Source organism: Cupriavidus sp. MPR-AND1C (genome assembly GCF_058809705.1).
In genome coordinates, this window is record NZ_JBXASU010000003.1 from 61202 (window position 1) to 83598 (window position 22397).

The following is a 22397-nucleotide window of genomic DNA, read 5'->3' on the forward strand; positions in this document are numbered from 1 at the left end:
GGTTACTGTCCTTGTCCGTTCGGCACGGTCATCTGTTTGTTCTGTGGCGCGGCTACCGGCTCGCCTTGCACGGGGAGCGCGCCCCCAAGCGAGAGTTGAAGGTCCGTCTCGGCCACCCAATAATCGCGAAGGCTGCCGATGTAGGTATTGACGCCGTCCACCTGCGCGCGCGTTTCGACCAGAAGCTCAAACACGCTAGCCAGCATGCCGTTGTAACGCAGCATCATTTCATCAACGATGGCCTTGCGTACCGGCACGACTTCATCGCGGTAGTGCCTGGCGATGTCGTAACTGGTCTGGTAGCTCGCATAGGACTCGCGAACTTCCGAGCGCGCATTGATTGCCGTTTGCGCGAGTTGGTTTACAGCGAGCATATAGACCGCTTCGGCACGCGCCACACGGGCGCTTCCCCAGTCAAACAGCGGAATCTGCACGCTGATTTCGTAACCTATCTCAGGCGGTGTATTCGATAGACTGTTGCGCAGGTATCCCACGTCCAGGACGTTGATAAAGCGTGTGGCCTTGGTTAGTCCGAGCGACGAAGCAACGCTCTGCGTCTGCAGCTTGCCGGCCTGAATATCGAGGCGGTTCTGCATGGCGTAGCCTTCGAGCTCCCCGAGTTCTGGCCGTTCCTTTGGCAGGTCCGGCAAGCGGTCTGGCAGCGTGAAATTCGCGCCGGTGCCCCACAATCCAATGGCGCGAACGAGTTTTTCCCGGTCGGAGATGGCTTGACGCCTGGCCCGCGCAAGCGCACCGGCGGTATCGGCGTAGAACGCCTGCTCCCGCGCCAGGTCGAGCTTGCTGAAGTTGCCAGCGGCCGCCAGGCGTTTGGCAAATTCTGCCCCCGCTTCGGCGCTCTCATTCACTTGTCCGGCGTACAGCGCAAACTGCTGTGCCGCGACCGCGTTGACGTACGCTTTGCGCGCTTCCGCTGCGACCCTCACGGTCTCATTGGCCACCAATAGCTTCGTCTGCTCATAACGCTTGCCTTCAATCTGTGAGATGAAGGGTAAAGTCAGAACGTTAAAGAAGGCGAGAGTAAAGGTTCGCTCAATCGACAGGTCGTTCCCTGCGTGCTTGCGGCTGAAAGTAAAACCAGGATTAGGCAAGCGGCTGGCTTGCACATAGTCGGCCTCGGAAATGCCAAGTTCGGCATAGGTGGCCTGCAAGCCTCGGTTGTTGAGCAGCGCCAGCTGTACTGCGCCATCCATCGTCATAGGCTGCGCAAGCAATTCCTGCGAGCGTTTGTAAACGCTGTCCTGGTCCTCTTCTGACCTGACCCAAGCAGCGTCTTTGCCGAGCCGCTCCTTGGCAACAGAGGAGACGGAATTGAAGCCGCCGTCCTTTGAGAACGTGGCACAACCGCCCAGGAACACAGAAGCGGCCAGCGCCAATGCGCCAAGCCTCAAGGCTTGTATTCTTCTAGTTGACATTGCAAGTCCTTGCATCACATCTTGTGGTCCGAGTGGTCGGACTGCCCCGCCGGCATGGAGCGGACCGGCGCAGCCCCAGCGGGCGCCGGCTTGGGCATCTTCATCGTGCCCATGTCGCTTACTCGGGCGCCGCTCGCTGGAGAGACAGCGGCATTGGTGTCTTTCCAAGGCACCACCTTCGGCTCCTTGTAGGGAACGTATTCATCGAAGGTGCGAGGCACCGTGAGCGTCGTGGTGGGCGCGTTGGGGTCAAGCGGGTCCGGTCGCGGCGACGACGCCTGCGCAAAAACGGACGCCCAGACGACCGCCAGGCTGGCGCCAGCCAGCATGCGTGTCAGAGACATGTCAAACCTTGTGAGTGTGAAGCTTTGAGTGCCGCGTTATCCACAATTCTGTGGCAACGCACGATGAGTGCGCCCAAAAAATGGACGCACCTAGGGCATCAGACGACCGAGGCAGGCGGACGCTGGAGCGCGTCCGGGATGTGACTGACAAAAGCTTCCATCAGGCTCGAAGGAACCTGTGCTGGCGCATTGTCGAGGTGAACAAAAAGAGGGAATGCATAGGGGACGACCGAGCAAAGCGAACAAGCGGCGCAGCCTGGGCACGCATGACCTGCATGCTTTCCAGATTTGCCCTGCTGCTTAATATCCGCATCGCTCATGTGCGCGATGCAGTGGTCGTCGTCTCCATCGGACGATACCGTGATGACGCCTTCATGGACAGCAGACTGGACCCGCACTGCGCTCGCATAAGCCTGCGTCGCGCCTTTTACCATCATCGTGGCCGCAGTCACCCCTTGCAGCGGAAGCGCTGCAATCAGGAGCAAGAGAAGGAAACGTGAGACCAGTCGAAGCATCGGGGGCGATAACGGCCTTATGGCTGCAGACCTCTAGTTTAGCGGATGCGCGCTGCCGCTCCAATAGGAGTCGCCTGCGAGACACGACTTGCCCGCTAACGAAAAAGGGGTTGACCCTGCCATAGTGGGAAGGTCTAAGGCGGCGCAGCGCACGGCCGGCCATCAAAGGTCACTCCCCCGCGGCAGGTCAATTGGCCGACATTACCCAGAGCAGACCGAGCTACTACGGCTTCATCATGCCGCCGCCCATCCCCTGTCCGTCCATCATGCCGCCGCTCATCCCCTGTCGGTCCATCATCATCTGCATCATTTCCTGCATCATCTCCATACGCTGGCCCATCATGTCGTGACACATGCGCATGTGCTCCGCCATGTCCGCCTGGTTCATCGGCATTTTGCCGTCCATGGCGCCACGACCCTGCATCATCGGCATCGTGCTGTGCATTAGCGCCATACTCTCCTGCATCACCTTGGCCTGCTCCGCCATCAGTGCCTGGCGCTCTTCCGGCGTCTTGGCCCTCGACAGGCGTTCATGCAGTGCACGCATATGAGCAATCTGCGCGTCCATGTCCGCATTCCTCTGCGCGGCATTCTTCGGTGCTGGGTTCTTCGGAGTTGCTTTCTTCTGTGGGGCGGTAGCGGCAGCCTGCGCATGGCTATGGTCATGCGCAGCATCGGCTGGCTGCGGACCAGCCGAAAGCGCTAGCGGCGCCCAGATAAGCGCCGAAACCGCGATAAGAATGGGGGCTGATAGATTTTTGGACATGGTGCCGTTCTCGCTTGGTGGGTATCTAAGACGCGATAGCGCGTGTCTTTTAATCTACTCGCATATGCCAAAAGGGCCTTGATTGATATCAAGCTTGAGAAACCTGAGCACAACATGCGCGAGTCCGGACTCGGTCAGAGGACGCCCGAAAACAGTACTTGACCTTACCTCCATGGGGACGTCCATATTCGCAATACGGAGTCCGGCATGTCATTTGAGAATGGGCACCGTGTTCATCGCGGGTAGACCCTGCCAAATCAGACACCCCCAAGGCATAACGGTGGCTCTTGTCGGAGACAAATAGAATGAGCACCATTAGGCACTCGCCACATGAGGACGTATTTGCGGTGTTCGAAAGAGCTTGCCATGAGAAGGAATTCGAGTTGGCCGACGACATTCTCCTCGCGCTTGAAAACATAGCGCGCCGGCGGAAGGATGCGCAGCAGCTCGACCTTGCCTATCTCCTCCTCGCCGCGTCCTGCCAGGAGGGTGACTTACCTCAAAAAACGCCATCATCGTGCGACGGGAAATCGGAACCACCAGTAGGCAAGTCGGCCGAGGAGCGGTTGGTTTCCATGCCATCTCGCCCGGAAGGGGATGGGACGAACGATACAGACAGAGAATGAAGCGATTTTGGCGTGTGGATACTTGCAGCTGCTCTGCGCTATGGGCGTCCGTCATGCCATCTTCGGCATCTTGCGCTGCTAGCACGGCGGATTCGCCCCCTCCTCAAACGACACGCTGGCGCAAGGCCTTAGCCGACCGTTGAACTTTACGAGTTCTGCATTTTGATTTTTACAGGACTCTTTCTGAAGGAGAAGTTCTTGGTAAACGTAGATATCGGGTTTATCCCTTTCCCACCTGAGTTACCGCTTTCCGGCCAGATAGTGTCGAGAAGATGAGGAACCCGAGCGGGACCAGCACCAGGCTGTAGCTGAGCCATATCCCGTACACACCCTCCGGACCATAGGGCTCCGTCAGGTCATGCCAGTGTTTATTGTTGACGAGCGGCAACCTTCCAGCCTCCGAAAACTCATGTACGGCATAGATGGCCAACTGAATGGAGAACAGCACCATGAAGACGGCCGTGACCTGAAAGAACAGCGAAAGATTGACGCGTCGTCCGTATCGGCTCCACGCCCAGGCCAAGGCACCCGCGCAAGCCAAGCCCAGCAGACCACCCAAGGCCAGTTGACCCGTGGCCGCGCCAGCCGCGAGGGAGGCAATCATCGTGGCCGCCTCGACGCCTTCACGTCCGACCATCAGGAGCACGAAGGCAAAAACAGCAAGCCAGGGGCCCGCCGCCTTCTCGTCAGAGACTTGGGAAAGCCGGTTTCGGATTTCTCCTGCCATGGCTTTGCCGTGCCGGAGCATATGCCAAGTACAAGAAACCACGAGGGCACCAGCCAACAGCGCCAGCCAGCCCTCCGCGAGCGGGCTGATGCCACCTACGCGGAACAACACGAGCCCAAGTACGGCCGACATCACAAGGGCAGCGAGGACGCCAGTCTTGGCCGCGCCCGCAAGGTGCTGGCGCCCGGTCTTCTGCAGGAATGCGAAGGTGATAGCGGCAATAAGAAACGCCTCCACACCTTCTCGAAAGGTAATCATGAGCATCGCGAACATCATGGCCCTCGTCCGGCATCGCAAACAATAACAAGAATCATTCCAATATAGCGCAAACGAAAAGTCTGTGTGGAATAAAGGAGGACGGGGACACACCTGCGTCAATGTTATTTTTGCGGCACATCACACCCAACAAAACCCGCAACAACCCGCACAGGTCGGAGTAATGAACCGTTTCCACGCCAACGCTGCTGCCTTGACCAACGTGTCCTCGACAGGTGCGTGCTCTGCGCTCAGGAAGGAGCCACCGTGGGGCCACTCACGTGGAAACAAGATGCGGTTGGTAGATTCCATGGCCCCAAAGAATTCCGTTAGGAATGCAGGACTGAGCAGCGTGATGGCTCCTATGAAACAACCTGCTCAAGACCGTGGTGACCGACTGGTGCTTCAGCCAACCAGGGAATGAGCGCACAACGCGTCGCGAGCTTGTCTGCGACACGCCTGACAAACGGCACCTCATACGCTCCACGCTGGCAAAGCAGGGGGTTGTGTGTACCGCTGGCCAGCAGGGACTGATTAATTACCCATGCAAATGGCTCAATACCAGCCCGCGCAAGGTCACCTTGCAGGCGCTCCGCTTCATGGACGGGTGTCGCTTCTGGCAGCGTCACAATCAGAACCCGCGTGTACTTTTTGTCGCGCAGGCGCGGGAGTAGTTGGCGCACTGATTCTGGCATATCGCCTTGAGTACGCATGACTTCCCGATGATAGGCTTCAGCCGCATCGAGAAGCAGGATGGTGTGGCCTGTGGGGGCGGTGTCGAGCACGACAAATCCATCCTTACCTTCATCCACGGTCCGGGCAAAGGCTCTGAAGATGGCGATCTCCTCCGTGCATGGCGAGCGCAAGTCCTCCTCCAGCATTGCGCGACCGCCAGCATCCAGGCTCTTTCCCGCCTTCTCCAGAACCTCACGCGTGTATTGTGCGACTTCGTGCTCAGGGTCGATGCGAGTCACCGTCAGCCCGGGAACGTCGCCATCCATGGCTGCTGCCACATGCGCGGCTGGGTCGGTCGTCGAGAGCACGACCTTGCCTCCCCGCTTCGCAAGCGACAAGGCAATAGCCGCAGCCACCGTGGTCTTTCCAACGCCGCCTTTACCCATGGCCATGATGACACCGTGGCCTGCCTGAGCAATTTCCTCAATCAGACTGCCTAATCCGGGGGGCAGCGGTGTCTGCGGCATTGTCTCCGAGGTTGCAGCAGACTCTGCACGCTCGGGATGAGCCATCAGTCGAAGGGCGTCCAATCCAACCGTGCCTTTAGGTAGGAAGGGAATCGTTGTTCTGGTCAGGCCAGCCAGCGTATCCGGCATGTTTGCGAGCGCCTCCCTGGCACGCTGCGACATAGCCAAGGCAATAGCATCGTTCGTTTGTTCTGTCGTAAAGAGCCCGTTAATGGCCAACGTGAGATTCCGAACCCCCAGTTCGGCCAACTCCCCACGGGTGCGATTGGCTTCGCGAAAAGAGGACACTTCCGGTCGGCTGACCAAAACGACGGTGGTTTCTGCCGGATTCGATAGGCGCTCCACCGTCGCCGCGTACAACGCCTTTTGCTTCTCCAGACCCGCTAGCGGCCCGAGACAAGAGGCTCCCCCCGTCGAGGAACCGATAAACTCGTTCCACGCGGTTGGCAGCGTCAGAAGGCGAAGCGTATGCCCGGTGGGAGCCGTGTCAAAAATCACATGGTCGAATTCCGCCGTTGCCTGGGGGTCTCCCAGAAGCTTCGAGAACTCATCGAATGCCGCAATTTCAACCGTACAGGCGCCGGAGAATTGTTCCTCCATGCTTTGAATCGCTGCGGCCGGCAGAACGCCCCGATAGGGGGTCACCATACGCTCTCGATAGGCGCGGGCTGAGGCTTCCGGGTCAATATTCAACGCAAAAAGACCTGCTGCGCCTGGAATGGCGGTCGGCACCTGGCTCAACGCAACACCCAATACCTCGTCCAGATTGGAGGCCGGGTCGGTGCTGACAATCAACACGTTCTTCCCAGCTTCGACCAAGGCGAGGCCCGTGGCACAGGAGAGCGAGGTTTTGCCGACGCCGCCTTTGCCCGTGAAAAACAGATAGCGCGTTGCGGTATTGGGCAATGTCATTTGAATTCCCGCTCAGCAGCAACCGGATTTCGGGTTGCAACCAGGGCTGCCCACTCTAATGTGCGGTTTCTCCGCAGTTGTGAGGGCGATGCCCAACTTCTGCGCGAGTTGCTGGCGGGATGGGTACATCCCGGTGGCGACGATGTGGCCATCAACTGAAAGTATGGGAAGGCGGTCCATGCCCGCCTCCATTTCCTTGACCACAGCCGGATTGGCGGCGAAGGCCTGTGGCTCCTGGCCCAGATTGTGGCGCTCCACGGCAATACCATGTTGCTCCACCCACTTCAGGTCGGCGGCAAACTGGGCAAGTATCGGGTCGACCTCAACGCCACAAACACCTGTCGAACAGCACATGGCAGGGTCAAATACTTCAAGTTTCGTCATGATCTTTTCTTTCGTCGGAACTGAACGGCAACCTTCGGCCCGTTGAACCGGCGGACACGGTACGTCACCGTAGGAACAGAAGACACAACAATCGCCGGGCTTTGGTTTCACAACAGCTTTGCAACCGAGACACGCATAGAACCATTGACAGGCTTCGGTCGGCATCGTTTCCCTGCTGCCATGGCCGCAACGGGGACAAGTCAGCGTAGACTCAAGAATCACATCCATCATTTGTAGCTCTCGCTATTGGGATGGCTGGCGGGGCGACTGCGGCTGCATCCACATGTGTTGGTGTTGCATCATGTTGTCCATCATCATTTGTTGCATGCCCATGTACTGGTCCATCATGTACTGCCGCTGCTTCATTTGCTCAGGGGTCAGTTTCGAATAGGCGCCCCCCATCTGCCCCCAACCCATCATAGGACCGCCCATCATGTGGCCGCCGGGACCACCAGGGCCACCCATCATGTGGCCTCCCCTCACTGGCCCGCCCATCATCCCTCGGCCCCACATGCCATGCATCATGCCCATCGTGCTCTGCATGGTTGTCCAGTGTTCCTCAAGTAACTTCTGGCGCTCCTTCGGGTCCTGCGTCTGGCGGATTTTTTCCATCTGCTCCTGCATCTTCTTCATGCTTTCCTGAACCTGCGCCATCTGCTTGTCGAACTCGGCGACATTAGGTTGCTCTTGTTTCGCCGGAGTCGCCTTCGCGTCTGGTTTAGCTTGCTGGGCAAGCGCCGGCATCACTGAGAGGACGGCTGCGGATAACACCGCCACTATGATTTCTCTCTTCATCTTGTCTCTCCTCTATGGCAAGTAACGACCTTTCCGGCAAGGCCCAGTCGAGGACGGCGCCGGTCGAACTCAGGGAAGACGCCTGATTTGAAATCCGCGCGACAAGTCATGACGCGCGATAGCAAGGCCCCTTTTCTATGGCAAGGATAGTGCGCCCCACTTGGGGGGCATTGACGCAAGACAAGAGTTCGGAGGGTTGCGCGCTCTCGGCCATCGGTAATGCGGATTTACTGCCGACTGGCAAGCAATGCATCGCGAAATCTGTCCTGACCGCGCAGGGAGCGCCAGGCTCTTGGCCTTTCGCAGAATGCAATGCCACAGGATATGATTGAAATCATACGCATCACCCCATTCATTGACATGATTTCATCAAAGAGACAAGGCTTTCCTGCCGCCCTGCGACCAAGCTCCGTCCGCACTACATATGAGGCTGGCGCCGCCATTTTCCGACTGGGCAGTCCGGCCCATTCAGTCTTCTTCGTTGAGTCTGGGGCTGTTCGTCTGATGCGACTCGGTCGCTCCGGCGAGGAGGTGATTCTTCATGATGCACGTGCCGGTGAATTTTTCGCCGAAGCCTCTCTCGACAGCCCTAAGTACCACTGCAACGCAGTGGCAAGTGAGCGCACTGAACTTCTGCAGGTACCCGCTTCGGCGCTGCGCGAGTTGCTCGACGCCGACCGGGAATTTTCCCGTCAGTGGGTCGCACTGCTCGCACGACAACTGCGCGCAGTCCGGACTCGTGTCGAACGCCTCTCTCTGAAGAGCGCGGCGGAGAGGGTCCGTCACCTCCTTGTTTCAGAGGGGCACGGCCCCCATTGCGAGGTAACTCTGGACGGCACGTTGAAGGACCTCGCGCGCAATCTGGGCCTCACACATGAGGCACTCTACAGAACCCTCGCAGCGATGGAGAAAGAGGGGGTCATTGAGCGGCGGAACTCGGTCCTGCGCCTCTTGCGTTGAGGCTCAACGCATATGACTGAAATCATATGCCCGTGAGCAATATGAGTTCACGATGATAGGGGCTCTGTATGTGGCTTTATCCCGCACATTGGTTGCCTGTACCCTTAACGCCTAAGACGACACATATCCCATGACGAAGAACCTCCTGCCCACGATACTCGCTGGCCTCATTTGCCTGCCGTTCACGTCGCAGGCCGCTGATACCCAACGCCAAGCCGAAGTCGCCAGACTCGGCGCGGATGTGATGCCGTTTAGCTTAAACGCGACGACTCACATTTTCACCAAGACCAGCGACGGTGGAACTCAGCGTGTAGTGGCGAAGGATGCGTCCGACATGCAGCAAACCAAACTGGTGCGGCAGCACTTGCATGACATCCAGACCCAGTTCCTGAAGGGAGACTTCTCTGGGCCATCGCACGTCCATGGCAAGGGGATGCCTGGCCTTGCCGAACTGCAGAGCGCAACACCTGGCCAAATCTCCATCAGCTACGAGGAGGTGGACGGTGGGGCGGAGGTCACGTATCGGACGGCTGACGCCAAGTTGCGTCTCTGCGCTCCACGCTTGGTTCGATGCCCAAGTCGCCGACCATGGGGAAGATGCAGTGGCGGGCCAAGAAGGCAATCACGCACATCATGGTCATATGCCAATGTGACCGCGAGGAGTGTCTTTGCTGCCATTGCGCAATCGCGCGTGCAACAGGCAGTGCATCCCCAGTGAGCATCTTGACCTGGATACCGAGCCGGCGAAGTTCATCGATAAGACTACGCGAATCGGGGCGCGGCGCACCGTACAGATAGGCAAGACCGACCAATTGCAATGGCGCCGCACCGTCGGCCTTTGCAACAGCCAGTACACGCTCCCCCTTCTGGGCTCCCGAGTTTGCCCGTTCCTCCAGTTCGTTGATGTCCTGAGGACTGCGGCCCGCCGCCTGCGCAACAGTTTGCAAGGCGCCCTTTACGCACCGTACTGTTCGGTCCCCGATGCCACCACCGCCTCGGTACGTCGGGTAGTCGCAGAGAACGGCTGGAAAGACAGTGTCCTGGTGGCAACGCTCGCTTGCTTCGCTACTGCGGCGCGAAGAAACGCTAGGTCAATCGGGTCCGCATTCGCTTCGTTCTACGCAAGAGCTGCGACCTCGATAACGTCGTCCTCACCAAAGCCAGGCTCGGCCTGCACCAGCTTGAGGGAAAGCTGGTTCATGGTGAGCGTACCGGTCTTGTCGGCGCAGAGCACGTCCATCGTCGCAGCATCCTCGATGCCGCTCAGCTGCGTAATGAGTACACCATGGCGGGAAAGCTCCATGGAGCCCAACGCCATGCTTACCGTGAACATGACAGGCAAAGCGACGGGCATCGCGCTCATCAGCAATACCAGCGCGATAGGAAGCGTTTCGAGCAGTGGCAGTCCTTTGAGGTACGAGAGACCACTAGCGTCAGCACCACGAGCGCACCCACAATAATAAGCAGCCAGCAAACCACGCGTGCGACGACCTCCTCGACGTGCAACTTCGGGGGCGCGCTGGCGACGAGCTCCGTAGTCCGGCCGAAATAGGTATGGGTCCCGGTTTCAACCACCACCCCATTCCCCTCGCCCCGGCGTATCGTTGCGCCGGCATACAGGGTATCGCCCGCGTTCATTTCAACTTCGCGCGACTCACCGGTGAGTACAGTGGCTCGCCGCATACTGAAAAGGTAGACGATGAACGTAAACAAGGAAGAAGAACTCGCACGCTGGAAAGGCGAGTGCCCAGTTTGTTGATGCACGACAGAAATCCGTCGACGCCCCCGGCAGACGGGGTCAGGCTGGCAATGCAAAGAAGACGCAATAAGGACGCGAAACCGACGAAATGACTTACAGGCATGACAATCGAAGATCCGGCGGCGCGGACACGTGGCCCATCGATATCGTTTTGAATGCAGGCAGCGGCCATTTTTTAGGTGGGCGCAACGGATGTCGTCCTGTGCGAACGAGCTACGCCCGGGAGCATGTACCGCCCGCCCCCGACGTTCACAAAACTGCAACAATTTCGGGTTAGCGTGCCTACCCGGCACACAGGTACATACTCCGTTGGGGGTGACGATTTTTGACACAATCCGTATCGGTGTGCCCCACCCACCAATCTCACTGACATCCGAGGACAAGCGGCTGGCGCTCAGCAGGTTAGCAATCGCGCTTAGCGGCCATAGGACCGCTCCGCCGCCCTGGCTAACGGATGTTAAGACGCAATTCAGCGCGGGCCGAGAACCCCAGCCATAGCAGACTCAGGCATCCCTTGGCGTATATCTAGCTGTCCATTGGCATCGCGCCACAGGATTGCGGGGGTAGCCTGCAGACCCAATGAGGCCATCAGCTTCTCGTTAGCATCGAGCTTTGCCTTCACCGCCGGCGGGATGCTGGCGAGCGGTTTTAAGCCACTGTCATCCAGCGGTTTGGCGTGACCGCCCGCGAGTGCGGTGTCGTTAGCCCGCGTGTGCCCCTGTTCGTACGCACCCAGGGCGGCCCCGGGGTTTTTATCCGCCAACAGTGCAGCCGCCTTCCCTGCGCTGCTCGGTGTAAGAATGCCAACCAGGATATGGCGCAACTGCACTTTGCCGCTCTCCACCCAAGGTCTGGCGTCAGACCAGAACTTATTGCAGTAGGGGCAGTTCGGGTCAGTAAAGACATACAGCTTGCGGGGCGCATTGTCTTGCCCGTCGGCAATCCAACTCGCCTTCTCGAGTTCCTTCCAGGCGCGCTCGGACATCGGCTTGCGCACCGCCTCTTCCAGCGCGGCGCGGGTAAGGTCTTTGCCGTTGGCATTAAACAGGGTCCCGGCAATCACCTGCTTGCCGTCCGGCGTGAGGTAAAGCGCTACCGGTTGCTGGTCCATGTACCCGGCGTAGGCTGTGAGCCCTGCCGTTGAGGCCATTTTCCCTACGATGGTCAGCCCCTGTTTTTCCAGGGCGCGCAATGCTGCCGGCGTGTCCTGGCCGAAGGATGGCGCGCACGCTAGCGAGAAGGCCGCTGCCGCAAGCCAAATAGGCATAGCGAGGCGAAAGGGCTTAGAGGCAATTAGGGCAATTTGCATTGTGGGAGCTGGTAGCAAGGGGGCAATGAATTTCAACGACTAGCCGTGGACGCCGCCGACTTGAGCGGGTAGCGGCCTGCCGGCCTTCTTCGAACCCTCCGGTGCCCTCAGGCGGGCAAGACGCTCGGCTAACGTGGCGGCGGACAATTCACCGATGCGAACGTCAATCAATCGCCCCGCAGCATCGAACAGGTAGGTGGTTGGGAAGGCGACCTGCCCAAGGGAAGCAGCGGTGTGGCCCTGCGGGTCGAGAAGTAAATTGGACAGCGCGAGGCCATGCTCCGCGAGATAGCGGCGTACCTGCTGGGCATTCTCACCCTGGTTGACAAAAACAAAGTTGATGTCCGGATGGTTTGCTTGTGCCGCGCGAAGGATTGGCATCTCGCGTCGGCATGGAGGACACCAAGTGGCCCATAAGTTGAGCACGGTCGGCCGTCCAGCGAAATGTGCCAGCGCAACGGGCTCCCCCTGAAGCGAGGTCAGGGGATACTCGGGAAGCCTGCCTTCAGCGAGCCTGGCGGAATCCAGGCTATGGACGAAGAAAGACCCCACGCCAAATACGCTGAGGCTCGCCAGCATGGCAACGGCTAGCGGTTTGCGCAAAGGGGCCTCGCGCAAGCCAAACCAAAGTGCGAAACCGCAGCCGACACCCAGGCCAGCGACCGGATTCCATCCGCCGTCGCGAATGTCCAGGATGCTCAGCGGCGCGGCCGGATAGGCAGTGCGCCACTGCCAGACGAAAGCCAAGCGCGCACTTAGCGCCCCCGCCAGCATGATGGTAACGACGCTCCTGTCAATATCGACCTTCTCGCGGCGGCCAAGCCACAGGGCAATGGTCTCACCAAGCAGGACGGCGGCGAGCACGACAACGACTGTTGGAGATAGCATGCTCTAACGGGATAAGAACTGCGTGCGGCGCCGTTCCCTGCGACCTGCCGCAGTTGCGAAACCAAAACCACGACGAATCAAGACTGCCATTGTTAGTCCACCAGCGCCGGCTGCGCCATCCATTCGCGACCTTTAAGCATCCCATCCCAGTAAAGTGGCGGCAGGATGCGCTCTTTGAGAAACCATGCGGCGCGAGACGGCTTGGTGCCATCAATGAGCCAGGCCGGGAAGCTGGGCGCAACCTTGCCTCCGTACAGAAACTCGGCCAGCACCACCTTGCCTCGCTCCACCGTCAGCGGGCACGAGCCATAGCCGTCGTACTGCGCCTGGCCTACGGCGTAACTCAGGCTGGCGAGTATGTTGTGCGCGACCACAGGTGCCTGCTTGCGAGCAGCTGCTGCCGTCTTTGCGTTCGTGGTATTGCTCACATCACCGAGGGCGTAAATATTTGTGTAGGTCTTGTGGCGCAGGCTGGCAGGGTCAACATCCACCCAGCCGGCGGCATCCGCCAGCGGGCTGGCGCGCACAAAGTCCGGGGCCGTCTGCGGCGGCACCACGTGAATCATGTCGAAATCGGTATCGACCATCTCCTTGCTGCCATCTGGCATGGCCCGCATGAACGTGGCACGCCGACGCGGGCCGTCAATCCTCTTGAGCGTATGGCCAAAGCGCAGGTCGATGCCGTAAGCCTTCACATACTCCATCAGCGCCGGGACATAGTCTGGCACGCCAAAGAGCACGGCCCCGGCATTGAAGAACTGAACCTGTGTGTCTTGCAGCGTACCGTTGCGGCGCCACGTATCGCACGAAAGATACATGGCCTTCTGTGGCGCACCGGCGCACTTGATGGGCATCGGAGGCTGCGTGAACAGCGCCTTGCCACCGTGCAGCGCGCGAACCAGTTCCCAAGTGTATGGCGCCAGGTCAAATCGATAATTCGACGTCACGCCATTTTGCCCCAGCGTATCAACCAGGCCGTCGATACCGTGCCAGTCAATCTTGAGGCCCGGGCATACCACGAGGCGCCGATAGCGGACCACCCGGCAGCCCTCAAGGACAACCGCATTCCTCTCTGGCTCGAATGCCACCACGGCGGCCTTGAGCCAGCGGACACCGGCAGGCACGCGGGAGGCCATCGTGCGGGCAGTGGACGCAGCCTGGAAGACGCCTGCGCCGACCAGGGTCCAACCTGGCTGGTAATAGTGCACGTCGGCCGGGTCGATGATGGCGATGTCAAGTTCGGGCTCACGTGCGCGCAGGCTGGACGCGACCGCGATGCCGGCAGCACCGCCGCCGACGATGACTACCGTGTGCTCAGCGTCGACGACTTCCACCGGCACCTTGCCAGCGTTGGCAATGCCCTGCACCACGGCTTTAAGGTCGAAACCCGCTTTAGCCGCGCGCGCCTGTATCTCTGCGATGGGCAGCTTGTCAGCTTGCGACAAGGCCCAGAGCGTTGCCGAGCGGGTTCCGGTGCGGCAATACGCCAGGATAGGCTTGGGAAGTCCCGCGCACAGCGCCGCGAATGCCGCCGCCTGCTCGGTCGAGGCATGTCCAGGCACCACGGGTTGATGAACCGCTTGCAGGCCTGCTTGTTTCGCCGCTTGCGCGATTTCTTGAAAGTTTGGCTGGTCGGACGCTTCGCCGTCCGGACGGTGGCACACGATGGCGCCATAGCCGAGCACCTTCAGTGAAGCTACATCAGTGGCGCTGATTTGCGGCGATACCGAGAGGTCCGGCGTAAGGGGACGCGGATTCATGGTGTACTCCCCTCAGATAGCGTTAAGCGGAATCTTCAGGTACCGAATGCCGTTCGCGTCGGCGGGCGGCAACTCCCCGGCGCGGATATTGACTTGAACGGCCGGAAGAATCAGTGTCGGCATCGCCAGCGTTGCATCGCGCGCCTGACGCATGGCAAAGAACTGTTCCTCGCTCACGCCATCGTGCACGTGGATGTTGCATTCACGCTGGGCGTGCACGGTCGTTTCCCACATGGGTCCACGGCCTTCAGGCGGATAGTCGTGACACATGAAGAGGCGGGTATCGCCTGGCAGGTCCAGCAGCTTGCGGATGGAGCGGTACAACTCGTGTGCATTGCCACCGGGAAAGTCACAGCGGGCCGTGCCGACGTCGGGCATGAACAGCGTGTCGCCGACGAAGACGGCATCCCCGATCTGGTATGCCATGTCAGCAGGTGTATGGCCGGGCACATGCAGCGCCTTGCCCGTCATGCCGCCAATGGCGAATTCCTCGTTTTCCTCGAACAGGTGGTCGAACTGTGAACCGTCGAGCCGAAACTCCGGCTCCAGGTTGAACAGCTTCTTGAACACGCCCTGCACGCTGCGAATGTGCTGGCCGATGGCAATCTTGCCACCCACCTGGCTCCGGAGATAAGGCGCGGCCGACAAGTGGTCAGCGTGCGCATGCGTTTCCAGAATCCACTCGACCTGCAGTTCATGCTCACGCACGAAGGCAATGACCTTGTCAGCACTCGCCGTCGACGTCCGCCCCGCTTTGGGGTCATAGTCCAGGACGGAGTCGATGATGGCGCACTCTGGACGCCGCTCCTGATAGACCACGTAGGTCACGGTCCAGGTCGCGGGGTCGAAGAACGCTTGAATGGTCGGTTGCATGCGGGCCTCCTTGGCTGCAACACATTCTATTCACAAATAGTTTATTTTTCAATATACTATCAGCATCGAAATTGAAGGCGAACCATGAGCGAGTCCCATCCCGCCATTGACCTGGGCACCATGCAGGCTGCTGCAGCGCAAGCCTGCGCGCTGCTCAAGGTGCTGGCAAATCAAGACCGGCTGCTGCTGATGTGCCAGTTATCCCAGGGCGAGTTGTCCGTCGGCGAACTGGAAGAGCGGCTCGCCATCCGGCAGCCAACGCTTTCCCAGCAGCTCGCCGTGCTCCGTGAAAACGGCCTGGTGACAACGCGCCGAGAGGGCAAGAGCATCTTCTATTCCATCGCGAGCCAGGAGGCGCTTGCCGTGATGGCTGTGCTGTATGAGCAGTTTTGCGCCAACACCAAGTAGGGGGCCCGATATGTTGATTGACCTGGGTAACTTCACACCTGGCCTGTCGCTGGCCGGAGGGCTCATCATTGGCGCAGCGGCTGCCGTGCTCGTCCTGTTCAACGGCCGGATTGCGGGCATCAGCGGCATCCTCGGGGGGCTGCTCGGCTTGCCGCGCAACGACATGGCATGGCGCGTGGCCTTCCTCGTCGGGCTGGTCGGCGCCCCTGTCCTGGCCAGCCTGCTCGGCAAGCCGGCGACGCCCGATATTCAAGCGAGCTGGGGGGAAATTCTGGTCGCCGGCTTCCTGGTCGGCCTCGGTACCCGCTACGCCAGCGGCTGCACGAGCGGCCATGGGGTATGCGGCATCGCACGCGGGTCCATCCGCTCGCTGGTCGCGACCATGACCTTCATGGCGGCGGGCTTCCTGACCGTCCTCGTACAACGACACATGATTGGAGGCTGACATGACCACCGTCGCTGCATTGCTGGCCGGCCTGCTTTTCGGCATCGGCCTGATGGTTTCCGGCATGGCCAACCCGGCAAAAGTACTGGGCTTCCTCGACCTGACGGGACGCTGGGACCCGTCCCTGGCCTTTGTCATGGTCGGGGCAATAGGCATCGGCTCGCTCGCCTTCTTCATCGCCAAACGTCGCAAACGCTCGTTACTGGGACTGCCCGTCCAACTCCCGGCCAGCACCGAAATAACACCGAGGCTTGTGCTGGGCAGCACCGCGTTCGGCATTGGCTGGGGTCTGGCAGGCTTCTGCCCGGGCCCCGCACTGGTTGCAATGGGTGCGGGCTATCCGAAGGCCGTGGGCTTTGTCGCCGCCATGGTGGCAGGCATGGTCGTCTTTGAGGTGCTTGAGCGGATGAAATCCGGCATGCAGCGGGCTTAAGCTCGCCGCACGCGGCAGCTTGTGGGACTTGTCGATGCCAACACCAAGTAAGCGATGAACAGATGGAGAGCATAATCGCCAGCAGCGCGGCGCTGGGCGCCGTGGTCGGACTCATCCTGGCACTGACCGGCGCCGGTGGCGCCATCCTCGCCGTCCCCCTACTGCTGTTTATCCTGCACCTCAGCGTCGCGCAGGCCGCGCCCGTCGCACTCCTTGCTGTCGGCCTGTCTGCAGGTGTCGGCGCCGTTATCGGGCTGCGCGCAGGCATCGTCCGCTACCGGGCCGCCGCACTGATGGCTGTGGCCGGCACGTTGTTCTCCCCCGTCGGCTTATGGCTTGCTCACCGCTTGCCGAACGGTCCGCTGACCTTGCTATTCGCGGCTGTACTGGCCTTTGTGGCATTGCGGATGTTCAAGCAGACGACCGCGCCGAAGCCGCATCCAACCGAATCTGGCCACCCTTTGCCGCCGTGCCAACTGAATGCGGGTACCGGACGCTTTGTCTGGACGGCGTCCTGCACCCGCGCGCTGGCACTCTCTGGCGTCGGCGCCGGCTTTCTCTCCGGGCTGCTGGGTGTTGGCGGCGGCTTTGTCATCGTTCCGGCGCTCAGGAAGGCTACCAATGCCCCGGTGCAATCTATCGTGGCGACATCGCTGGCAGTGATTACGCTGGTATCCGCTTCCGGCGTCATCTCGACCGCCCTTGCCGGTCGCATGAACTGGCAGGTGGGCGTGCCGTTCGCCGCGGGCGCCATCACGGGCATGCTGGGCGGACGGCTTGTCGCCAGCCGTTTAAGTGGACACAGGCTGCAGCAGGGCTTTGCGCTCGTCGCAGGCCTTATCGCCTTGGGCATGGTGGCGAAGGTCGCACTGGCTGCCTGAATAACACGGACTGCCAAGTACAACTACCCAAACGTGCAAACACAAATCAATCGGCACACCCATCACCGAGGAGACATAATTGAAAATCATCAAACTGCGTACTCTGGCCCAGGCTCTGGCCATGCTGTCGGCAGTTAGCGCGCCGGCACTTTCTCAACCGACGACGGTGCCCATGCCCGTCCCTGACGAGGCCTCGATTCCCAAGGGACCGATGGGCGATGCCATCAAGCGCGGCAAGGCGTTGCTGACGGACACCCACAAGCAACTTCCCGGCAACGTCGGCAATGGCTTGAACTGTACGAGCTGTCACCTCAATGCCGGGACAACAGCCTATGCCTCGCCCTGGGTAGGCCTCACCGCCGTCTTTCCGGAATACCGGTCCCGCAGCGCCAAAGTCAACTCCCTTCAGGAACGCATTAACGACTGCTTCCAGCGCTCGATGAACGGCAAGCCGCTGCCATTCGACTCGGCTGAGATGAATGCCATCCTGTCTTATATGAAGTGGCTGTCCACCGGGGTCCCGACTGGCACGAACGTGACTGGCCGAGGATTCGAAAAAATAGAGACCTCGCTGGTGCCAGACCGCGTGCACGGCAAGGCGGTGTACGCAGCGCAATGTGCCTCATGCCATGGGGCGGAAGGCCAAGGGACCAAGAACCCGCAAGGCGGGTACATCTTCCCGCCAGTCTGGGGCAAGGATTCGTTCAATGTCGGTGCTGGCATGGCACGCATGTACACGGCAGCCGCCTTCGTCAAACACAATATGCCGCTCGGCCAGGGCGGAACGCTATCGGCACAGGATGCCGTGGATGTCGCGGCCTACTTCACCCAGCAGCCGCGACCAGACTATGCGGCCAGGGTAAGGGACTGGCCCAAGGGCGACCGACCGAAGGATGCTCGCTAAACGCGCGAAGACGTGTCTCAGGGCCACAGATTCACAAGAGATTGCGCTACATCATTGTGCTGCATCCCGCAGCCCGTAAAGTTAGCGAGTTAGTGTTTGTCTTACAAGCCCGTGATGCCGGAAAGTTACCGCAATCCAGCATCCTCATTCGCATGATTTTTTCCTGATAAGGAGCCTGCCATGCAAGCAAACGTTGGAACCGTTGACCGAACGCTGCGGATTATCGTTGGGCTAGTCCTGATTGGCTTGGCTGCGACAGGACGAGTTGGTGCGTGGGGCTGGATTGGCATCCTTCCGCTCGTAACGGGCCTGATGCGCGTCTGCCCTGCCTACAGCATTCTCGGTGTGAAAACGTGTTCGTCTGAACCCAAGACCAAGTGAGCAACGCTAATTCAGCCTTGGTCTATTGAGGTGGACCAGGGCGCATTGGTACATCCCCAGGCGGAGACCATTGACCGTTGGCAGGCTCACGTTCGTCAGCGTTGCAGAGGCCTTGGTGCTGTTCAGCTTGCCGGCGCACGCATCTAATCGAAGGAGATGGCATGAGTGGTGTCCCTGAGTTCAAAGACCTGACCAAGGAAGTCGCAACCCAGATGCGCGCCTTGCGGCAAACGCAACCGGATTTGATGGCTGCATTCGGTCAACTAGCCGTTGCTGGCACCAAAGAGGGAGCGCTGAGCAAGAAGACGCGGGAACTGGTGGCATTAGGTATCGCCATCGCATGCCGCTGCGATGATTGCATTGGCTTTCACGTACAGACGCTTGTTAAACTGGGAACAACGCGAGCCGAATTGGAGGAAGTGCTGGGCACCGCCGTGTATATGGGAGGCGGGCCTTCGATGATGTACGCCACGCATGCATTGAGAGCATTTGAGGATTTTTCGGTCTAAGCGAAGCGTTCGATGTGAATAATCAGGATGCCCCTCGACTGCAACGGAACGGAGTACAGCTTTGTGGCTGATGCCAATGGCAACGCCGTCGTGACCACGTTTCTCCTAGCACGATTACGTACGACAACGCGGTTCTAGTCGTCTACCACTTCGTGGGGGAGGGCGATTGGCACCAACGCGCATCATCAGCTGATAGCACGGCCGTAGCCAATGCATGAAGCCTGCCGGGGGTTCTGCCCGGTAGACCGATTCCTCAATCGGTTGACTGATCTGGCTAGCCAAAGCGAGATCAGTCCTTCCGCGGAGCGCGCGGGGCATCCTCCGTCATCTCACTCGCCTCTCAAGCCGTAGTCTCATACGGCAAGCCTTCCTCAATGGGGAGCGAGGGGTCTCGCGACCATTCGTTCCAAGAGCCGAAGTAAAGTCTCACATTCCTAACACCCGCCTCCTCCAGCGCAACAAATGTGTTGGAAGCCCGCGCCCCCTTGAAGCAGAAGAGAACAACTGGTGTGTCTCGACTAATTCCCACGGTTGCACACTCCGCCAAGATTTCTTCACGGGACTTGAACATCTGGCCCTGTGCCGTTGGCTTCATCATCCGATACCACTCGAGCCATACCGAGCCGGGGATTCGGCCTTTTCGCGGGCAAAAATCCTTACCATACGGCGACGAGCTTTCCCCAATCCACTCGTCGACATCCCGGACATCGAGCTTCACGACCGTCTTGTCCGCTACAGCGGATTTCATCGCCGCCAGGTCAACGAGAATGCTGCTGGCCTTGGGGTCAACCGGAAACGTCGCGGGACCAGGCGTTGACGCCTCAGTCGTGCTGGGGAGGCCCGCTGCACGCCAAGCGGCGTATCCGCCATGAAGTACCTTAATCTTATCCCGAGGGTATCCAAGATAGCGCAACAACACGTACCCTCGGCATGATTGTCCGAACCCGGTTGTCATGGACTGCTCATAAATGACTGCCATTTCTTTCCCGGACAACCCCGCATTGCCAAAGTCCTTGGAAAACGTTTCCCGTAAAGCCGCCAGACCTTCCGATGTGGATGTCGCTAGGTAAGTGAATATCTCATGAATATTTACAGCGCCAGGCAGATGAGCTTCGGCATAGCTGGCTGCATCGCGTGTATCAATAAGAACCGCCGCCTCGGTCTTCAGCACTTCCGACAGCTCAAGCGGAGAAACGAGGACCTTGTCCGTCATGATTCACTCCAGTAAAGTACTGCCTCGGGGTGGCAACGGACGATGGATTCCCATCTGTATGGGCAGAGCCAGAAACCCAGCACCCATGATGTCATGGGCTATACCGGCCCCTCTAGCCGAGCGCGCCTCTTGCCACTGGATTTCAGAGTACGCCGTTGCCATGCCATTGACTTGATGCCGGTCAGCCAACGCTGCGATATCTCCGCTACGCGCCCAGTTAGCTGGTCCGCGCCTCCCCGGTTCCACAGCGGGGTATGCGAACCAAATGCTCTCGCATCCACCTGACGTTGAATCGCGGGTAACAACATGTCAGAAAATCGCCAAACGCGCCGCAGACGGCACTTAACGTGGCAGTTCACAGAATCCGTGGAGCAACGCACATCGGCGTACGAACGCGATCCCGTTAAGTCACAGCTACGCTTACCCACCTCTACTGCCTTTACGGCTGCCTAGAATCAACAGCATAGTTGCCACGGAGAATGCTGCACCGGCATAGAACGTGAACTCCGCACCTAGTCTGTCCCAGAGCCAACCGGCGAGCGCACTTGCAACCAGCAGGGCCAGACCACTGGCAAGATTGAAAACACCGAATGCAGTTCCGCGCAGTTCCACTGGCGCCGCATCAGCCACCATCGTTGCGAGCAGGCCTTGTGTCATGCCCATATGCAGGCCCCAAATCGCGACCCCGAAGAGCGTAACTGCCCAATGCGAGCCGGTCGCCAATACGATATCCGCGAGAATCAAAACTAGTAATCCCCAGACCAGAAGCTTCTTATGACTTAGTTCATCCGACAGCTTTCCGAATGGGTAGGCTGAGAGCGAATAGACAAGATTCATGGCCACAAGAACCAGTGGTGCCAAGAATAGTGGCAGGCCCAACTGCTGAGCCCGTAGCACGAGGAAGGCTTCGCTGAATCGAGCCAATGTAAAGAAGGCACCGATGATAACCACGAACCAATAGGCTGCGTTCAGGCGCGCAAGGTTCGTGCGCTTGATAGGGCTCGCCCTCCTTGCGCCTTGGCGCGCCTCTGGCTCGCGTACGCCGAACACCAGCAGTGCAACCGACAGGGCGCCGGGGATGACCGCTACCCAAAAGATAGCCCTGAAGTTGTTCGCCCACAGCAACATCAGCCCGATGGCAATGAGAGGCCCCAGGAACGCTCCTACGGTATCGAGCGCCTGCCGTAGGCCAAAAGCGGCGCCGCGCAAGTGAGTTGGAACGATGTCAGCCACGAGCGCATCGCGCGGTGCGCCGCGAATGCCCTTGCCGATGCGGTCCACCAGTCGCGCGCCGAGCACTGTACCGACACCTGGAGCAATCGCGAACAGAGGTTTGGACAGCGCGCCAAGCGCGTATCCGACGACCGCCAGTCCCTTGCGCTTTCCCAGGTAGTCGCTCAGCGCGCCCGAGAACACTTTCACAATGAGCGCCGTGGCCTCCGCCGCACCTTCAATGAGACCGACAGCCAGAGCGCTGGCGCCGAGGGTGGTCACCATAAAGACTGGCAGCAAGCTGTGAATCATTTCAGACGATACATCCATCAGCAGGCTAACGAAGCCCAGCATCCAGATTCCCGTTGGAATCTGACTCAACGTGCGGGCAGGAGCGGTCATTGCCAATCCCTCTGTTCCAGGCAGAGCCAAGCCGTCATTGAGCTCGGCATTGTTGTCGACCTGCCTTTTGATTTCGTGCTATCGCTCGGATTCGACCACAA

26 protein-coding genes and 1 pseudogene are annotated in these 22397 nt (G+C 59.6%); 9 read left to right on the forward strand and 18 right to left on the reverse strand.

Annotated features, from left to right (window positions below; all coding sequences use genetic code 11):
• Window positions 1-2: 2 nt before the first annotated feature.
• The 4 genes from AC1RWI_RS02775 to AC1RWI_RS02790 form a co-directional block, all read right to left on the reverse strand.
• The gene (locus tag AC1RWI_RS02775; RefSeq protein ID WP_492864448.1) at window positions 3-1433 is read right to left on the reverse strand and encodes a TolC family protein; all 1431 of its coding nucleotides are present in this window, start codon (window positions 1431-1433) and stop codon (window positions 3-5) included.
• Window positions 1434-1447: 14 nt separating this feature from the next.
• Entirely contained in the window at window positions 1448-1777 is a 330-nt protein-coding gene (locus AC1RWI_RS02780) for a hypothetical protein (RefSeq protein ID WP_492864450.1), read from the reverse strand.
• A gap of 98 nt (window positions 1778-1875) precedes the next feature.
• A complete protein-coding gene (locus tag AC1RWI_RS02785; RefSeq protein ID WP_144410047.1) occupies window positions 1876-2262 on the reverse strand; it encodes a hypothetical protein in 387 nt (128 codons plus the stop codon).
• A gap of 253 nt (window positions 2263-2515) precedes the next feature.
• On the reverse strand, window positions 2516-3058 hold the full coding sequence (locus AC1RWI_RS02790) for a hypothetical protein (RefSeq protein ID WP_492864452.1): 543 nt from the start codon (window positions 3056-3058) through the stop codon (window positions 2516-2518).
• 305 nt (window positions 3059-3363) lie between these two features.
• On the opposite strand from AC1RWI_RS02790, the gene AC1RWI_RS02795 reads away from it, so the two are divergent.
• Window positions 3364-3684 (forward strand): hypothetical protein, encoded by a 321-nt coding sequence (locus AC1RWI_RS02795; RefSeq protein WP_492864454.1) that lies wholly within the window; start codon window positions 3364-3366, stop codon window positions 3682-3684.
• Between the two features lie 220 nt (window positions 3685-3904).
• Here AC1RWI_RS02795 and AC1RWI_RS02800 read toward each other — a convergent pair whose 3' ends face one another.
• From AC1RWI_RS02800 to AC1RWI_RS02820, 5 genes and pseudogenes are all read right to left on the reverse strand, one after another.
• Window positions 3905-4687, reverse strand: a complete 783-nt coding sequence (locus AC1RWI_RS02800) for an FTR1 family protein (protein WP_492864456.1) — start codon at window positions 4685-4687, stop codon at window positions 3905-3907.
• A 341-nt stretch (window positions 4688-5028) separates the two neighbouring features.
• The gene (arsA, locus tag AC1RWI_RS02805; RefSeq protein WP_492864458.1) at window positions 5029-6780 is read right to left on the reverse strand and encodes an arsenical pump-driving ATPase; all 1752 of its coding nucleotides are present in this window, start codon (window positions 6778-6780) and stop codon (window positions 5029-5031) included.
• A 12-nt stretch (window positions 6781-6792) separates the two neighbouring features.
• On the reverse strand, window positions 6793-7164 hold the full coding sequence (arsD, locus tag AC1RWI_RS02810) for an arsenite efflux transporter metallochaperone ArsD (protein WP_492864587.1): 372 nt from the start codon (window positions 7162-7164) through the stop codon (window positions 6793-6795).
• A gap of 42 nt (window positions 7165-7206) precedes the next feature.
• Window positions 7207-7395, reverse strand: a pseudogene (locus AC1RWI_RS02815) (GDCCVxC domain-containing (seleno)protein); the annotation flags it as partial.
• Window positions 7396-7407: 12 nt separating this feature from the next.
• Window positions 7408-7959, reverse strand: coding sequence for a hypothetical protein (locus AC1RWI_RS02820; RefSeq protein WP_492864460.1), 552 nt, complete (start codon window positions 7957-7959; stop codon window positions 7408-7410).
• 312 nt (window positions 7960-8271) lie between these two features.
• On the opposite strand from AC1RWI_RS02820, the gene AC1RWI_RS02825 reads away from it, so the two are divergent.
• A complete protein-coding gene (locus tag AC1RWI_RS02825; protein ID WP_082055221.1) occupies window positions 8272-8919 on the forward strand; it encodes a Crp/Fnr family transcriptional regulator in 648 nt (215 codons plus the stop codon).
• 515 nt (window positions 8920-9434) lie between these two features.
• On the opposite strand, the gene AC1RWI_RS02830 is transcribed toward AC1RWI_RS02825, so the two are convergent.
• The 7 genes from AC1RWI_RS02830 to AC1RWI_RS02860 form a co-directional block, all read right to left on the reverse strand.
• Window positions 9435-9866 (reverse strand): hypothetical protein, encoded by a 432-nt coding sequence (locus tag AC1RWI_RS02830; protein ID WP_492864462.1) that lies wholly within the window; start codon window positions 9864-9866, stop codon window positions 9435-9437.
• 170 nt (window positions 9867-10036) lie between these two features.
• Window positions 10037-10282, reverse strand: coding sequence for a hypothetical protein (locus tag AC1RWI_RS02835; protein ID WP_492864463.1), 246 nt, complete (start codon window positions 10280-10282; stop codon window positions 10037-10039).
• Window positions 10282-10683 carry a P-type ATPase actuator domain-containing protein gene (locus AC1RWI_RS02840; protein WP_492864464.1) on the reverse strand — a complete coding sequence of 134 codons (402 nt, stop codon included), beginning with the start codon at window positions 10681-10683 and terminating at the stop codon, window positions 10282-10284. Before AC1RWI_RS02840 ends, AC1RWI_RS02835 begins: the two co-directional genes overlap by 1 nt.
• Before the next feature lie 464 nt (window positions 10684-11147).
• Window positions 11148-11987, reverse strand: coding sequence for a thiol:disulfide interchange protein DsbG (dsbG, locus tag AC1RWI_RS02845; RefSeq protein ID WP_492864465.1), 840 nt, complete (start codon window positions 11985-11987; stop codon window positions 11148-11150).
• Window positions 11988-12026: 39 nt separating this feature from the next.
• The gene (locus tag AC1RWI_RS02850; protein WP_492864466.1) at window positions 12027-12851 is read right to left on the reverse strand and encodes a TlpA family protein disulfide reductase; all 825 of its coding nucleotides are present in this window, start codon (window positions 12849-12851) and stop codon (window positions 12027-12029) included.
• Between the two features lie 116 nt (window positions 12852-12967).
• The gene (locus tag AC1RWI_RS02855; RefSeq protein WP_492864467.1) at window positions 12968-14635 is read right to left on the reverse strand and encodes a bifunctional protein tyrosine phosphatase family protein/NAD(P)/FAD-dependent oxidoreductase; all 1668 of its coding nucleotides are present in this window, start codon (window positions 14633-14635) and stop codon (window positions 12968-12970) included.
• A gap of 12 nt (window positions 14636-14647) precedes the next feature.
• Window positions 14648-15508 (reverse strand): MBL fold metallo-hydrolase, encoded by an 861-nt coding sequence (locus AC1RWI_RS02860; protein ID WP_492864468.1) that lies wholly within the window; start codon window positions 15506-15508, stop codon window positions 14648-14650.
• A gap of 84 nt (window positions 15509-15592) precedes the next feature.
• Between AC1RWI_RS02860 and AC1RWI_RS02865 the strand changes: the two genes are divergently transcribed.
• The 7 genes from AC1RWI_RS02865 (at window position 15593) to AC1RWI_RS02895 (ending at window position 19469) form a co-directional block, all read left to right on the forward strand.
• A complete protein-coding gene (locus AC1RWI_RS02865; protein ID WP_043356922.1) occupies window positions 15593-15916 on the forward strand; it encodes an ArsR/SmtB family transcription factor in 324 nt (107 codons plus the stop codon).
• 10 nt (window positions 15917-15926) lie between these two features.
• The gene (locus AC1RWI_RS02870) at window positions 15927-16361 is read left to right on the forward strand and encodes a YeeE/YedE family protein (protein WP_043356925.1); all 435 of its coding nucleotides are present in this window, start codon (window positions 15927-15929) and stop codon (window positions 16359-16361) included.
• A 1-nt stretch (window position 16362) separates the two neighbouring features.
• A complete protein-coding gene (locus AC1RWI_RS02875) occupies window positions 16363-16794 on the forward strand; it encodes a YeeE/YedE family protein (RefSeq protein ID WP_043356927.1) in 432 nt (143 codons plus the stop codon).
• Window positions 16795-16856: 62 nt separating this feature from the next.
• Window positions 16857-17675, forward strand: a complete 819-nt coding sequence (locus AC1RWI_RS02880) for a sulfite exporter TauE/SafE family protein (RefSeq protein WP_492864470.1) — start codon at window positions 16857-16859, stop codon at window positions 17673-17675.
• 79 nt (window positions 17676-17754) lie between these two features.
• Entirely contained in the window at window positions 17755-18579 is an 825-nt protein-coding gene (locus tag AC1RWI_RS02885; RefSeq protein WP_492864472.1) for a c-type cytochrome, read from the forward strand.
• Between the two features lie 180 nt (window positions 18580-18759).
• Window positions 18760-18960 carry a YgaP family membrane protein gene (locus tag AC1RWI_RS02890; RefSeq protein WP_082055222.1) on the forward strand — a complete coding sequence of 67 codons (201 nt, stop codon included), beginning with the start codon at window positions 18760-18762 and terminating at the stop codon, window positions 18958-18960.
• 161 nt (window positions 18961-19121) lie between these two features.
• On the forward strand, window positions 19122-19469 hold the full coding sequence (locus tag AC1RWI_RS02895; RefSeq protein ID WP_492864474.1) for a carboxymuconolactone decarboxylase family protein: 348 nt from the start codon (window positions 19122-19124) through the stop codon (window positions 19467-19469).
• Between the two features lie 340 nt (window positions 19470-19809).
• Here the strand turns inward: AC1RWI_RS02895 and AC1RWI_RS02900 are convergent, their stop codons facing one another.
• Window positions 19810-20682, reverse strand: a complete 873-nt coding sequence (locus AC1RWI_RS02900) for a sulfurtransferase (protein WP_043356935.1) — start codon at window positions 20680-20682, stop codon at window positions 19810-19812.
• 420 nt (window positions 20683-21102) lie between these two features.
• A complete protein-coding gene (locus AC1RWI_RS02905) occupies window positions 21103-22296 on the reverse strand; it encodes an MFS transporter (RefSeq protein ID WP_492864477.1) in 1194 nt (397 codons plus the stop codon).
• Between the last annotated feature and the right edge of the window lie 101 nt (window positions 22297-22397).